Genomic DNA, 13,617 nt, shown 5'->3' on the forward strand with positions numbered 1-13,617 from the left:
GTCTTAAGCCGACCTGGGTTTGCGCGCGAGGGCCTTGATCGTCAGGTGCATCACCAGCAGCGGCAGCGGCATGCGCAGCCAATGGCCGCGCAGGTAGAGGAAGCGCCGCGCCGGGCCGCTCCAGCGGTCGGCGCAGCTGTGGTGGTCGGGCCGCAGCGCGCGCTCGAAGATGCCGTCCAGCAGGCGCAGCCGCCAGCCGCCGGGCGCGGCGCGCTGCAAGTCCTGCAGCAGCGCGGCCGGCACCGGCGTGCCGAGCAGGCGCTGGCCGTAGCGCAGCGCATACAGCAGCACCCGCGCCAGGCCCAGTTCCCAGGCGCGTGCCTGTAGCGCATCCCAGAAGCCGGGGTCGCGCGCGCTCAGTTCGCGCAGCAGCGCGTCGATGTCGGCCAGGTCGCGCAGGCCCTTGTCGAACTCGCCGTCCAGGAACAGATGGCAGGCGCTGTGCAGCACCAGGTCAGGATCGCAGAGCCGGTGCAGGCCCGGATGGCCGGGCAGCGGCAGCGCGCGCGCCAGCAGCCGGTCGGCGTCGACGGTGAGCCGCCCGGTGCGCGGCAGGATGTTGTGGTGCACGTCGATCACGCTGCTGCGCCGCATATGGCGCATCGGTGGGATCTCGTGCATCCACTCGCGGTAATAGCGCTGGTCATGCGCGCTGATCTCGCTGCCGACCCAGCCCTGCATGATCAGCGCCGATTCGGCCTCGCCGATGCGCGCCAGCGGCACCATGATGTCGATGTCGCTCAGCAGGCGCCCGCGACCGGCGCCGAAGCCGGCCAGCGCATAGGCCGCGCCCTTCAGCAGCAGCACCGGGGCCTCCAGCTCGCGCAGCGCGCGCTGGATATGGCCGGCCTCCCAGAAGATCGCGCGCTCCAGGCTGTCGGCCACATGGCGCGCCGCCTGCAGGTGGCGCGCCGGCGCGGCCGGCACCGCGAAGGGCAGGGCCAGCATCGCGAGCCGACCCAGCAGGCGGCTGCGCCGCGCCTGGCGGATCAGCAGGTCCCAGCCGGCCTCGTCCAGCGCGGCCATCTGCGCGGGCTCGCGCAGGCAGCGGATCAGCAGGTCGGCGTTCCCGTTCGGCTTCATGCGGCGCGGTCGGCCAGGTCGGCGAAGAAGGCGCAGGCCTCGTCCAGGCTGCTGTAGCTGAAGTCCAGGCCCTGCGCGGGCTCGACCATGTCCGCCAGGCATTCGAAGCCGCGCGGGCCATGCAGGTGGTAGTTGAAGGCATGGTCCAGCAGGCGCATGAAGGCCTCGGTGCGCTTCAGCGGCCGGGCCTCCAGCGCGGCCCCGGCCCGGTACTGCGGGAACACCAGCCAGGCCAGCGGCGCGGCCTCCTGGTCGCGCCGCACGCTGTCGGCCGGCGGCTTCATATGGGCCACGCTGCCCTTCACCGTGTCATGCACGACGGCGCTGAAGCGGGCCTCGGGCGCGAAGGTCTGGATCACCTCGATCGAGCGGTTCTTCAGGCTGACCGGCCGGGCCACCGGCAGCAGCAGGCCGCTGGCCGGGTCGATCAGCGCCAGCTCGTCGGACAGCAGGCGCCAGCCGCGGTTGACCAGGGCCGCGCACAGGGTGCTCTTGCCCGAGCCGGGCGGCGCCGGCAGGACCGCGACCCGGCCGTTGCGCTCGACCGCCGCGGCATGCACGACGATGTACTGGTGGCAATGTTCGGTGACACACCAGTTCAGCCCCCATTCCAGCATTGGCGCGGCCTGGTGCAGGGCCATCGGGGAAAAGGGCAACTGGCCGTCCAGCTCGAACTGGGCCTGAGGCCGGATCCAACGGCGCAGGCCCGGCTGGGCGTCGACGCGCGGATGGAAATCGCAGAAGCGGGCGTCCTGCGCGTCCAGCACCGGATGCTCGGCATACAGGGTGCCGACCGCGGCCGCGACATGGGGCAGGGCGGAGCGCAGGCGCAGGGTGAAGGGGCCGGTGCGCAGGCACAGCGTGCCGGCTCCCAGCCGGGTGCGCAGTTCACCGTCGCCAAGCGCCGCGAGCGGCCTCACGCCGGCAGCGACTCGGCCAGACCGAGATCCTCGAACTGCTCCAGGCATTGGCCCAGTTCCGCATGGAAGGCCGCATCGGCGGCCTCGGCGCCGACCAGCTGCGCCGCCAGCTCGGGCAGGGTCAGGGCTTGCCGGGCCGCGATCAGGGCCGACATCACCTCGTAGGCGGCGGCGCCGATCAGGTGGGTGCTGGCGTTGCGGGGGTTAAAAACCAAAAACTCGCCGTCCCATTGCCGGACCGGCGAGTTCTGGTCGAGGATGCTGCGCCAGCGCGGTGAGGCACCGTTCACGCGGTCATGACGTAGTTGACGTAGTTCTGGAACTGGGTGGTCGTCGTCCAGGTGGTGCCGAAGCCGCCCGGACGGTAGGACTTGCTCAGATACCCTTGCCAGAACTGCTGCACCTGGGTCACCGACATCGGGAAGGTGGAGCCGTTGAGCGAGTTCAGATAGGCCGCCGCCAGCTTGCGCGCCATCGCCTTGTCGGTGGCCGACTCATTGGGGAAGGCGGCGAAGTCGTTCTTGATGGCCTTGTAGAGGCTCAGGGTCGAGAACTTGCGGTTGTCGTTGAAGGCGGTGGCGAAGCTGCGGTCGCCGCAGGCATTGGGGTAGCTGGACTTGGCGATGCCGGACCATTGATCCGGACCCTTGCACTTGCCGACCGTACAGGAAGGCGTCGCGCCGACCCGGCTGGGCGGGGCCGACTGGAAGCCGGTCGGGCCCTGGCAGGTTTCGGTGCCGGCCAGCACCGGGCGGCTCACCATGGTCATCGACACCGGGGCCAGGCCCAAGCCGCCCTTCAGCAGGCGGCGGCGTGCATTCAGCCGCTCCTGTTCGGAGCCGGGCGAAGTTTGATCGAGCTTGTTCTGATCCATGACAGATTCCCGCGGAAGTTTCCTGCTGGGGCGCTTTCCGAGCCACTTAAACCCAGTGGGAGTTGAGTGTTTCATACATCCCCAGCCAGGAAAAGCATGACCCCCCAGAACGGGTGGCAGGCCTCAGCCGAGGCCCGCCTGGTCCCACGCGCCGATCTCCTGGGGGCGGCCATAGTGATAACCCTGAGCCAGCAGGCAACCCAGCTCGCGCAGCCGGCTGGCCTCGGCCTCGGTTTCCACCCCTTCCGCGATGGCGCTGACGCCCAGGCCCTCGGCCATGCGCAGCACCGCGGTGACGATCGCGGCGTCCTGCTCGGACTTGGACAGGTTGCGCACGAAGCTCTGGTCGATCTTCAGGCAGTCGAAGGGCAGGCGCTGCAGATAGGCCAGCGAGGAATAGCCGGTGCCGAAATCGTCGATCGCGATCTTGACGCCCAGCTCCCGCACCTGGCGCAGTCGCTCCTCGGTGACGCCGTCCTGCACCAGCAGCAGCGATTCGGTGATCTCCAGGGTCAGGCGCCGCGCCGGCAGACCGCTGTCCAGCAGCGCGGCCTGCAGGGTGGCGGCGAAGTCCGACTGGATCAGCTGGCGCACCGAGACATTGACATGCAACTCGAAGTCCGGCGTCAGCCGGTCCAGGCGCGCCGCGACGTCGTCCATGGCGCGGCGAAGCACCCAGTCGCCCAGGGCCAGGATCAGGTCGGATTCCTCCGCGATCGGGATGAACACGCCGGGCGGCACCGCGCCGCGTTCCGGGCTGTGCCAGCGCACCAGCGCCTCCAGCCCGCGGACGCGACCGTCGTCAAGGCGAACCATAGGTTGATAGTGAACACTCAGTTCTTCGCGTTCCAGCGCCTGGCGCAGCTCGATCGCCAGGCGCGCGCGCCGGGTCGAATGCTCCATCATCGCCGGCTCGAACAGCACCGCCTGGCCGCGCCCGCGGCGCTTGGCCTCGCCCAGCGCGACGCTGGCATGGCGCAGCCAGTCGCCCAGGGCCTCGGCCGGCAGCAGGCCGCCGACCAGGCCGATCGAGGCGGTGACCAGCACCTCGTCCTCGCCGGAGGTGAAGGGCGCCTCGAACAGGGCCAGCACCTCGGTGCCCAGCGCCTGCAGCGCGGCCGGCTCGGGCAGGGCGGTAAGCCCCAGGTGCAGCAGCGCGAACTCGTCGCCGCTGACCCGCGCCAGGCGCAACTGGGCCGGCAGGCGCTCGCGCAGCCGGGCGGCGATGACCTGCAGCAGCTGGTCGCCGGTGCCATGGCCCAAGCTGTTGTTGATCGCGCGGAAGGCGTCCAGCCCGACCAGCAGCAGCGCGGCCGGGCGCGGCACCGGCCAGTCGGCCTGCTCCAGCAGGCCGCGGCGGGTCAGCAGTCGGGTCATGTCGTCGTACACCAGCTGCTCGCGCATGCGGCCAAAGGACTGCTGCAGGCGTTGCGCCATCTCGTTGAAGGCGCGCACCAGCAGCGCGGTCTCGCGTAGCGCCGCGCCCTGCGGGATGCCGGGCTGGCCCTCCTGCCAGCGCCCGCGCGCCAGCCGGTTGGCGGCCGCGGCGGTCTCCAGGATCGGACGGGTGATCCGGCCGATGCCCCACAGGCCCAGCGCGATCGCCAGGCCGGCGATGCCGGCGATCAGCAGCATGCTGCGGCCCTGGGCGCTGCGGATCTCGCCCAGCAGCGCCGCCTCGGGCACCAGCACGACGATGCGCCAGTCCAGCCCGCGGGTGTCGGAATAGGGGGTGATGCGGCCGAAATAGAGCTCGCCCTCGTGGCGCAGGGTGAAGCCGCTGCCGCTCTCGGTCGGCGCGCCGTCCACCTGCGGGGCGGCGGCGCGCAGCAGCGGCACCGGGCTGTCGCGCATCAGCAGGCGTTCGCCCTGGCCCATCACGCCGCCGGGTTCGGAATGGGCCACCAGCCGGCCGTCCAGCTCGGTGATGAAGACCAGGCCGCGGCCGCGCAGCGGCTCGTCGCGCAGGAAGCGGTTCAGCCCGTCGAGCTTGACGTCGGCCGCCACCACGCCCAGCAGCTCGCCGTCGCGCCGCACCGGTGCGATGGCCGAGATCGCCACCTCGGCGCGTTCGTCGCGGTTGGTATAGATCGCCGACCAGCCGGGCCGGCCGGTCTGCAGCACCGGCGCGTACCAGGGGCGGCCGCGCGGGTCGTAGTCGGGGAACTCGGCGCTGATGGCGCTCGGGTGGTCGCCCTGGTAGATGCGCAGCCGGCCCTCGGTGCTCATGTCCTTGAGCATCAGGGTGAAGCCGCCGGTCTCGCGACGCAGGCCGGCGTACTGGCCGTCGCTGCTGCCGAAGCTCAGCACGCTGATCTGGCGGTCGTCCTGGTAGAGCTCGCCGTAGACCCCGCGCAGATAGGGCCAGACCCCGCTCATGTCGCCGCTGCGGTAGAGCCGGTGGCGGGCGATCGCGTCGGCCAGGCCCAGCTGGATGCGAAAGGGCTCGTCCAGGAACAACGCCAGGCGGTTGCGCGTGTTGGCCGCCAGCGAGTCGAGCTGGCGGGCGCTCTCCTGCTGGATCAGCTGGTCCACATGGCGCTGCTGTGTCAGGGCCTGCAGCAGGACGGTGGCGGCAAACAGGAGCACAAACGGCACCGCGATGGCGGTGCGCAACGAGGGCCTCAGGGCGACACCCACTCCACAAAGCTCCTTGGCAAAAACGGGCAAGGCGCTGGCGCCTCTCTGGGCCGGGATTATCCCGGCCGCTGGCGGGGCCATTGCCCGGGATTAGCCGGGGTCGCCACCCCCAAATCAGGGGCCGGCGACATATTCATCAGAGCTGGGCGGCCTTGAAGGTGTCGCAGGCGCCCAGATCGCCGGCCTCCAGGCCGCGCTTGAACCAGCGCATGCGCTGGGCGCTGCTGCCATGGGTGAAGCTGTCCGGCACTACCCGGCCCTGCGACTGTTGCTGCAGCGCATCGTCGCCGATCTTGGAGGCGGCGTTCAGCGCCTCCTCGATGTCGCCGGCCTCCAGCCAGCCCTTGCCGCGCTGCGAATGGTGGGCCCAGACGCCGGACAGGCAGTCCGCCTGCAGCTCCAGCCGCACGCTCAACGCGTTGTACTCCCGCTCCGAAACCTTGCCGCGCGCGCGATCCATGCGCTCGCTGATGCCCAGCAGGTTCTGCAGATGGTGGCCCACCTCATGGGCGATCACATAGGCCTGGGCGAAGTCGCCCGGCGCGCCCAGGCGGTCGCGCAGGGTCTGGTAGAAGCTCAGGTCGATATAGACCTTGCGGTCGCCCGGGCAGTAGAAGGGCCCCATCGCGGCCTCGCCCTGACCGCAGGCGGTCGGGGTGCTGCCGCGGAACAGCACCAGGGTCGGCGCGGCGTACTGCTGCTGGCGCTGCGCGAAGTAGGCGCTCCAGACATCCTCGGTGTCGGCCAGCACGGTGGAGACGAAGCGCCCGCCCTCGTCCTGCGGCTTGGCGCCGGGCTGGCTGTCCTCGACCTGCGGCGCCGGCAGCCCGCCGCCGTCCAGTAGGCCCAGCACCGTCATCGGGTTGATGCCGAAGGCCCAGGAGGCCAGCAGGGCCACCACGATGCCGCCCAGGCCGATGCCGCGGCCGCCGCCCAGCCCGCCGCCGCGCCGCGGTGCGGCATCGCGCCGGTCCTCGACGTTGTCGCTTTCGCGCTGGCCTTCCCATTTCATGGCGCTGCTCCTTAGGTTTGACCGCCCGGCTGCCGATATTACGGCGTGCGCCTGCACCTCAGAGAAGGAAGTCGATGACCGGGCCCGAGCCGCCGGAGGAACTGAACACGATCTTGCGCCGGCTGCTGGACGATGGACAGCAGCTGCTGGCGCTGTTCGACCCGGAGGACCGGCTGCGCCATGCCAATGCCGCCTTCTGCCAGGCCTACCGGGTGGCGCCGGGCGCGCGGCCGCTGTGGGCCGACATCATCCGCGACAACCACCGCCAGCGTCATGGCGCGGTGATCGAGGCCGACGACATCGAGGCCTGGCTGGCCGCCGCGATGACGCGCCGCGGCAAGCAGCCGCACCGCGCCTTCGAGGTCGACCTGTGGGACGGGCGCTGGCTGTGGATCCAGGAGACCCTGCGGCCCGACGGCTGGCTGCTGCTGCAGGGCAGCGACATCACCAGCCTACGCCAGGACAGCCGGGCGCTGCGCCAGGCCCATGTGAAGGCGCTGCGCGCCGCCGAGACCGACCCGCTGACCGGGCTCAGCAACCGCCGCCATGCGCTGCAGCTGCTGCAGCAGGCGCTGGCCAACGAAGCGGCCTGGCCGCTGTGCGTGGTGGCGCTGGATCTGGACGACTTCAAGCGCGTCAACGACGAACTGGGCCATGCCGCCGGCGACCGCGTGCTGGGCGACTTCGCGCGCCAGCTGCAGGCCAGCATCCGACGCGAGGACGGCTGCGGCCGCCTGGGCGGCGAGGAGTTCCTGCTGATCCTGCCGACCGCCGGGCGCGGCCAGGCCGAGGCGATCACGGAGCGCCTGCTGGCCCGGGTGCGCCAGGCCCGGCCGCTGCCGGAGCGGCCCGGGCGCGGCTACACCTGCTCGGCCGGCCTGGCCGAGGCCTGCTGGGGCGAGTCGGCGGAGGCCCTGCTGCGGCGCGCCGATGCGGCGCTGTACCGCGCCAAGGCCGCGGGGCGCGACCGGCTGATGGTGGACGGCGGCGACTGAGGAGCGCTCAGGCGCTGCCGAGCCGCGCGCGCACCCAGGCCTCGGCCTCGGCCAGGGTCTCGAAGGCGGCGAACTCGCGGCCATGCTCGGCGTAGATGCGCGCGAAGATCGGCAGCATCAGGCTGCGGCCCTCGACCTCCGGCGCTGCGACAAAGGCCACCGCCACCGGCGCGGTCTTGGCTTCGCTCATCGTCTTCAGGAAGCCGGTGAAGGCCTCCAGCGCGTCGGGCGAGGCAAGCAGGCTCTGGTGCATCTCCAGGATGTCGGCGAAGCGCGGGCCGACCGGCGCACCGGCAAACAGATCGCGCATCGCCAGGCCCATCGCCAGCACGCCCTCGCGGTTGAAGGGCCCGCAGGCCTCGAGCCGCACGATGGTCCCTTCGGTCCAGATGTCGACCTGGCCATGGGGCCGGAAAATGCCGCTCGCAAAGGCGGTGCTGCTGCGTTTGGAGGTCTGCCGAATGTTCACGGCGGGCATGGTAGCCGGCCCGGCCGCCCGATACGCCCGCAGGGAGCAAAAAGGACGGAGCGCCCTCGACCCATCGGCTGAAAAATCCACGGACCTGGGTCGTGAGATTGCCAGCAACAAGGGTTTGGGCCCATGCTTGCGGCGGACGGCCCATCTGCTCATCCTTCCATCCAGTCGCCATCTCCGATGACCCGCCGCCTGTCCACTCCCCCAGGCCCGCGCCGGCGCTCGCTGCTGCTGGGCCTGGGTGCGGCGGGGCTGCTGGACGGCGCGCGGGCGCAGGGCGAGGAGCGCATCACGGTGCTGCTGGAGGAGTTCGCACCTTATTCCTATCTCGACGCGCAGGGGCGGGCGACCGGCTATGCGGTGGAGCTGGCGCGCGAGATGCTGGCGCGCGAGCGCCTGGCCGCGGATTTCGAGTTCAGCTCCTGGCCGCGCGTGGCGCGGCGCGGGCAGGAGCGGCCCAATGTGATGCTGCCGGCCATCGTGCGCCTGCCCGAGCGCGAGGCGCAGTTCCACTGGCTGGCCCAGATCGCGGTGCGCCAGGGCTGGCTGTTCCGGCTGCGCACGCGGCCGGAGGTGCAGCCGCGCGACCTCGAGGCCGCGAAGTCCTACCTGACCGCCGTGATCAAGGACGATGTGTCCGAGCACGAGTTGGTGGCGCTGGGCTTCGCGGTCGGCCAGAACCTGGACCGCAGCGCCGACTACGGCGCGCTGCTGCGCAAGTTCTTCGCCGGTCGCTGCCAGCTGATCGCGCTGAACCGCATGCTGGCGCCGGAGCTGCTGCGCCGCCATGGTCATGACCCGCAGCTGATCGAGCCGCTGCTGAAGTTCTCGGAATCGCGGCCCTCGATGGCGCTGAGCCGGTCCAGCAACGCGGCGCTGGCCGGGCGGCTGCGCCAGGCCTGGGACGGCATGCGCCGCGACGGCACGGTGGCCGCGCTGGCGGCGCGCTACGGCATCCCGCTGCCGGACTGAGTTACTCGTCCTCGCCCAGGAAACCGCCGCTCTGGTGCGCCCACAGCCGGGCATAGAGCCCGCCCTTGGCCAGCAGCTCGGCATGGCTGCCCTGTTCGACGATCTCGCCGCCGTCCATCACGATCAGGCGGTCCATCGCGGCGATGGTGGAGAGGCGGTGCGCGATCGCGACCACGGTCTTGCCTTCCATCAGGCGGTAGAGGCTGCGCTGGATCGCGGCCTCGACCTCGGAGTCGAGCGCGCTGGTGGCCTCGTCGAGCAGCAGGATCGGCGCGTCCTTCAGCATCACGCGGGCGATCGCGATGCGCTGGCGCTGGCCGCCGCTGAGCTTGACGCCGCGCTCGCCGACATGGGCCTCGAAGCCCTTGCGGCCCTTCGGGTCGGTCAGGCTCAGGATGAACTCATGCGCCTCGGCGCGGTCTGCGGCGGCGATCATCTGCGCGTCGTTCGCATCGGGGCGGCCGTACAGCAGGTTGTCGCGCACCGAGCGGTGCAGGAGGCTGGTGTCCTGCGTGACCATGCCGACCTGGGCGCGCAGGCTGTCCTGCGTGACGCGGGCGATGTCCTGGCCGTCGACCAGGATGCGGCCCTGCTCGATGTCGTAGAAGCGCAGCAGCAGGTTGACCAGGGTCGACTTGCCGGCGCCCGAGCGGCCGACCAGGCCGATCTTCTCGCCGGGGCGGATCTGCAGGTCCAGGTTCTTCAGCACCTGCTTCTTGCCGCCATAGGCGAAGCCGACGTTCTCGAAGCGGATCTCGCCCTGCCTGACCTGCAGCGGCACCGCGTCCGGCGCATCCTTCACCGCGACCGCCTTGGACAGGGTGGTGATGCCGTCCTGCACGGTGCCGATGTTCTCGAACAGCTCGGCCATCTCCCACATGATCCAGTGCGAGATGCCGTTCAGGCGCAGCGCCATCGCGGTGGCGGCGGCAACCGCGCCGACGCCGACCTGGCCCTGCGACCACAGCCACAAGGTGACGCCCGCGGTGCTGGCCACCAGCAACATGCTCAGTACATGGTTGACGATCTCGAAGCCGCTGATCAGCCGCATCTGGCGGTAGGCGGTGGAGAGGAACTCCTGCATCGCGCCGCGCGCGAACTGGGCCTCGCGGTTGCTGTGCGAGAACAGCTTGACGGTGCTGATGTTGGTGTAGGCGTCGGTGATGCGGCCGGTCATCAGGCTGCGCGCATCGGCCTGCTGGCTGGCGGCCTTGCCCAGGCGCGGCACGTAGTAGGACAGCGCCGCCAGATAGAGCACGAGCCAGCCCAGGAAGGGCAGCATCAGCCCCAGGTCGATGCCGCCGACCACGGCCATCATCGTGACGAAGTAGATCGTGATGAAGACCAGGATGTCGGTGACGATCAGCCAGCAGTCGCGCACCGCCAGTGCGGTCTGCATCAGCTTGGCCGAGACGCGGCCGGCGAACTCGTCCTGGTAGAAGGACAGGCTCTGGCCCAGCAGGTGGCGGTGGAAGTTCCAGCGCAGGCGCATCGGGAAGTTGCTGGACAGGCCCTGGTACTTGCTGATCGCCTGCAGCGCGATCAGCACCGGGCTGGCCAGCAGGATGCCGGCCAGCAGCAGCAGGTTGTCCTTCTCCTTGGCCCACAGCTCGCCCGGCGGCACATTGGCCAGCCAGTCCACCACCGAGCCCAGCATCGCGAACAGCAGCGCCTCGAAGGCGCCGAAGGCCGCGGTCAGCAGGGTCATGCCGATGATCAGGGTGCGCATGCCCTTCGACGCGGACCAGACGAAGGCGAAGAAGCCGCTGGGCGGCTGCGGCGGCGGCGTGTCCGGATAGGGGGAGACGAGTTTTTCGAACCAGCTGTACAAGGGAACACCTGCTTGGGATATCAGCAGGCGAGCGTAGCGCAGGCCTGCCGCCAGGCGATGTCAGCAGGCGGCGAATGGCAGAAGGGGCCGCACCAGCGGCCCCTTTTGGCGACATTGCTGCGTAGGCAGCCGGGTTCAGCCCCGGCGGCGGCGTGCCACGGCACCGACCACGGCCAGGCCGCCGAGCAGCAGCGCGTAGCTGGATGGCTCGGGCACGGCCTGCAGCACGATATTGTCGATGCCGACGTTGTAGGCGCTGTTGCGCCATTCAAGGCGCAGGCCGCTGGCCGAGCTGAGGTCGACATTGAAGCGGGTGGCGTTCGGCTCGCTGCCGACATTGCCGTTGTGGCTGAACAGCAGGGCGTTGCTGCCGAGGTCGTAGATCGCGAGCTGGGTGCCGCGCGTCGTGTGCGAATAGGCGCCGAGGTCGAAGCTCGTCAGCCGGATGCCGCCGCTCTGGGCGACCAGGTCGATGCGGGCGTAGGAGTTGGAATCGCTGCCGTCGGCCCACAGCACGCCGTAGAGGTTGTTGTAGTCGGCGGCCCACCAGCGCAAGGTCGAGGCGCCGCTTTGCAGCGGCTGGCTGTAGCTGACGTCGACCAGGCCGACGACGTCGCCATAGCTCTGGTGGATCCAGCCGCTGTTGCCGCAGGCGACCAGCGTGCCGGTGCCGGCGGCGTTGTTCGCACAGATCGACGGCGCCTGGCCGACATTGCCGAAGTCGATCGTATGGGCCTGGGCCCCACCGGCGGCCAGCGCGGCGATGCCGGCCAGCAGCATGTTCTTCACCATCATGTGAGCGTTCCTCCGAGTCGAGAGCCGCGATGCTGGCCATGAACGCCGCCGCCGGCAATCCCCCGCCTTTGGGGGCCAGGTCTTGCGCTCAGCGGCCGATGGGCAGCGGCAGCGGCTTGCCCTGCGCCTGCGCCGGCGCGCGCACCTGCAGGATCCTGGCCAGGGTCGGCGCGATGTCGGCCACCTCGACCGGCCGCTTCACCTCGCCCTGGCCGATCCAGGTCGGGCCCCAGGCCAGGATCGGCACATGGGTGTCGTAGCGGTAGGGCGTGCCATGCGAGCTGCCGCCGCCACGCGAGCTGTACAGCCAGTTGGGTTTGACGACGATCTGCAGCGGCGCGGCCACGTCCGGGTGCCAGGACTTGCGCATCGCCTCCAGATAGGGCGTCTGGCGGTCCGTGCCCTGCATCTGCTCGAGCGTGAACACGTCGGCGATGCCGTCCACCTGCAGCAGCAGCTTCTTCGCGGCGGCGTAGACATCGGCCGACTTCAGGCCCTTGCTCGCGATCAGCTTCTCGTCGAACAGCAGGCCGGCGGCCGAGTAGCCGCGCGCCCATTTGCCCTCGCCGAACTGCTTGGCCAGCTCGGTGTTGAGCCAGGCCAGGGTCAGGCTGGGGTTGATGCGGTCGGCGTTCAGGCCGCGGCTGGCCGCGTACTCGGGCGTGTCGGCGAAGCCATGGTCGGCGGTCAGCATCGCCACATAGTTGCCGGCGCCGACCTTGGCGTCCAGGTACTGGAAAAAGCCCTGCAGATAGCGGTCCAGGTGCAGGAAATGGTCGTGCGACAGGCGTGACTCGGGACCGAAGGCATGGTTCACATAGTCATGGCTGGACAGGCTGACCGAGAGGATGTCGGTCTGGTCGTCCGCGCCCAGCTGCTCGGCCTCGATCGCGGCGCGCGCGAAGGCCAGGGTCAGCTCGTCGCCGAAGGGCGAGGGCAGGATGTTGCCGTAGAACATCGGGCCCGGCTTCTCCATCTTGTCGCCGACGATGGCCGGCAGCTTGTTGCCGTTGCCGCCGCTGCTCTGCCAGGGTTGGCCGTCGGGCGAGGAGCGCGCATAGGCGGCTTCCGGGAGCAGCGGTGCCCAGGTCTTCTTGAAGAAGGCGTCGGCCGGCTTGGCGGCGTTGAAGGCGTTGACCCAGGCCGGGTGCTCCTTCATGTAATAGGTGCTGGAGGCGAACTGGCCGCTCTCGCTCATGTACATGTACGCCTGCCCCAAGTGTCCGGCCGGCAGGATCGCGCCGCGGTCCTTGCCCGAGATGCCGATCACCTTGGACTCGGGCTGCACCGTGCGCAGCACGTCGCCGACGGTCTCGACCTTGTAGTTCTTCGGGCTGGTGCCGGCCAGCGGCGCGGTCTTGTTGCCGATGTACTGGTGGGCGTTGTCCTGGGTGCAGTAGATGGTCTCACCGGTCTCGCGGTCGCGCCATTCATTGCTGATGATGCCGCTGCGCTGCGGGTAGGCGCCCGAGAGCATCACCGCGTGGCCGGCCGCGGTGACCGTGTGGCCATGGGCGTAATGCGCGTCGGCAAACCAGGCGCCGCGCTGCAGGAAGCGGTTGAAGCCGTCGGGCACCAGCTGGTCGCGGTAGCCGGTGACCTGGCGCATCGGCAGGCCATCGACCACCAGGAACACGATCAGCTTGGGTTTGGCGGCGGCAGTGGCGGTGGCGGTCGTGGACTGCGGGCCGCTGGCGCAGCCGGCCAGCACGGCGGCCGCGGCCAGGCCGCTGAGCAGGAACAGGCGGCGGCGCGAGGTGGTTCCGATCATGGTGAGAACGCTGTTGTTGCGGGGCGAGGGCGGAGCTTAAGCCCCGCGCGGCGGCTGGGGGAGAGGGGGCGTGCGGCTGGCGCTCGCGCGGCTTTTGCGGCAGGGGGCGCGCCAAAAATAATGAGCCGGACCGCGCGGAACGCGGACCGGCTCTCTCTTGTAAAAGCGGCGCCGATGATGAAAAAGCGGGCTGGCACGAAGCTGCGTGGCTTGGTGCTCTGGTGCTGGCCGGGCCGCATTTGCCCTTCC

General features: G+C 70.3%; 12 protein-coding genes. 2 read left to right on the top strand and 10 right to left on the bottom strand.

The window, feature by feature from the left end; genetic code table 11:
• Positions 1-3: 3 nt before the first annotated feature.
• The 6 genes from G8A07_RS02520 to G8A07_RS02545 form a co-directional block, all read right to left on the bottom strand.
• Positions 4-1,083 (bottom strand): nucleotidyltransferase family protein, encoded by a 1,080-nt coding sequence (locus tag G8A07_RS02520; RefSeq protein ID WP_195795559.1) that lies wholly within the window; start codon positions 1,081-1,083, stop codon positions 4-6.
• On the bottom strand, positions 1,080-2,003 hold the full coding sequence (locus G8A07_RS02525) for an HprK-related kinase A (RefSeq protein ID WP_249937200.1): 924 nt from the start codon (positions 2,001-2,003) through the stop codon (positions 1,080-1,082). The genes G8A07_RS02520 and G8A07_RS02525 overlap by 4 nt, the downstream gene beginning before the upstream one ends.
• Entirely contained in the window at positions 2,000-2,293 is a 294-nt protein-coding gene (locus tag G8A07_RS02530; RefSeq protein ID WP_195795561.1) for an HPr-rel-A system PqqD family peptide chaperone, read from the bottom strand. Before G8A07_RS02530 ends, G8A07_RS02525 begins: the two co-directional genes overlap by 4 nt.
• The gene (locus G8A07_RS02535) at positions 2,290-2,877 is read right to left on the bottom strand and encodes a hypothetical protein (RefSeq protein ID WP_195795562.1); all 588 of its coding nucleotides are present in this window, start codon (positions 2,875-2,877) and stop codon (positions 2,290-2,292) included. The genes G8A07_RS02530 and G8A07_RS02535 overlap by 4 nt, the downstream gene beginning before the upstream one ends.
• A 123-nt stretch (positions 2,878-3,000) precedes the next feature.
• Complete coding sequence (locus G8A07_RS02540) at positions 3,001-5,493, bottom strand: bifunctional diguanylate cyclase/phosphodiesterase (RefSeq protein ID WP_249937201.1); 2,493 nt, start codon at positions 5,491-5,493, stop codon at positions 3,001-3,003.
• A 160-nt stretch (positions 5,494-5,653) separates the two neighbouring features.
• Positions 5,654-6,529 carry a neutral zinc metallopeptidase gene (locus tag G8A07_RS02545; protein ID WP_195795564.1) on the bottom strand — a complete coding sequence of 292 codons (876 nt, stop codon included), beginning with the start codon at positions 6,527-6,529 and terminating at the stop codon, positions 5,654-5,656.
• 74 nt (positions 6,530-6,603) lie between these two features.
• Here G8A07_RS02545 and G8A07_RS02550 point away from each other — a divergent pair, with 74 nt between their 5' ends.
• Positions 6,604-7,524, top strand: a complete 921-nt coding sequence (locus tag G8A07_RS02550; protein ID WP_195795565.1) for a sensor domain-containing diguanylate cyclase — start codon at positions 6,604-6,606, stop codon at positions 7,522-7,524.
• A 7-nt stretch (positions 7,525-7,531) separates the two neighbouring features.
• Here G8A07_RS02550 and G8A07_RS02555 read toward each other — a convergent pair whose 3' ends face one another.
• Positions 7,532-7,993, bottom strand: coding sequence for a hypothetical protein (locus G8A07_RS02555; RefSeq protein ID WP_195795566.1), 462 nt, complete (start codon positions 7,991-7,993; stop codon positions 7,532-7,534).
• A gap of 186 nt (positions 7,994-8,179) precedes the next feature.
• Here G8A07_RS02555 and G8A07_RS02560 point away from each other — a divergent pair, with 186 nt between their 5' ends.
• Complete coding sequence (locus G8A07_RS02560; RefSeq protein ID WP_195795567.1) at positions 8,180-8,971, top strand: ABC transporter substrate-binding protein; 792 nt, start codon at positions 8,180-8,182, stop codon at positions 8,969-8,971.
• A 1-nt stretch (position 8,972) separates the two neighbouring features.
• On the opposite strand, the gene G8A07_RS02565 is transcribed toward G8A07_RS02560, so the two are convergent.
• The 3 genes from G8A07_RS02565 to G8A07_RS02575 form a co-directional block, all read right to left on the bottom strand.
• Complete coding sequence (locus tag G8A07_RS02565; RefSeq protein WP_195795568.1) at positions 8,973-10,802, bottom strand: ABC transporter ATP-binding protein; 1,830 nt, start codon at positions 10,800-10,802, stop codon at positions 8,973-8,975.
• Positions 10,803-10,937: 135 nt separating this feature from the next.
• Positions 10,938-11,597, bottom strand: coding sequence for a PEP-CTERM sorting domain-containing protein (locus tag G8A07_RS02570; RefSeq protein WP_195795569.1), 660 nt, complete (start codon positions 11,595-11,597; stop codon positions 10,938-10,940).
• Positions 11,598-11,685: 88 nt separating this feature from the next.
• Positions 11,686-13,368, bottom strand: coding sequence for an alkaline phosphatase family protein (locus tag G8A07_RS02575; protein ID WP_195795570.1), 1,683 nt, complete (start codon positions 13,366-13,368; stop codon positions 11,686-11,688).
• Between the last annotated feature and the right edge of the window lie 249 nt (positions 13,369-13,617).

The organism is Roseateles sp. DAIF2 (genome assembly GCF_015624425.1).
GTDB lineage: Bacteria > Pseudomonadota > Gammaproteobacteria > Burkholderiales > Burkholderiaceae_C > Kinneretia.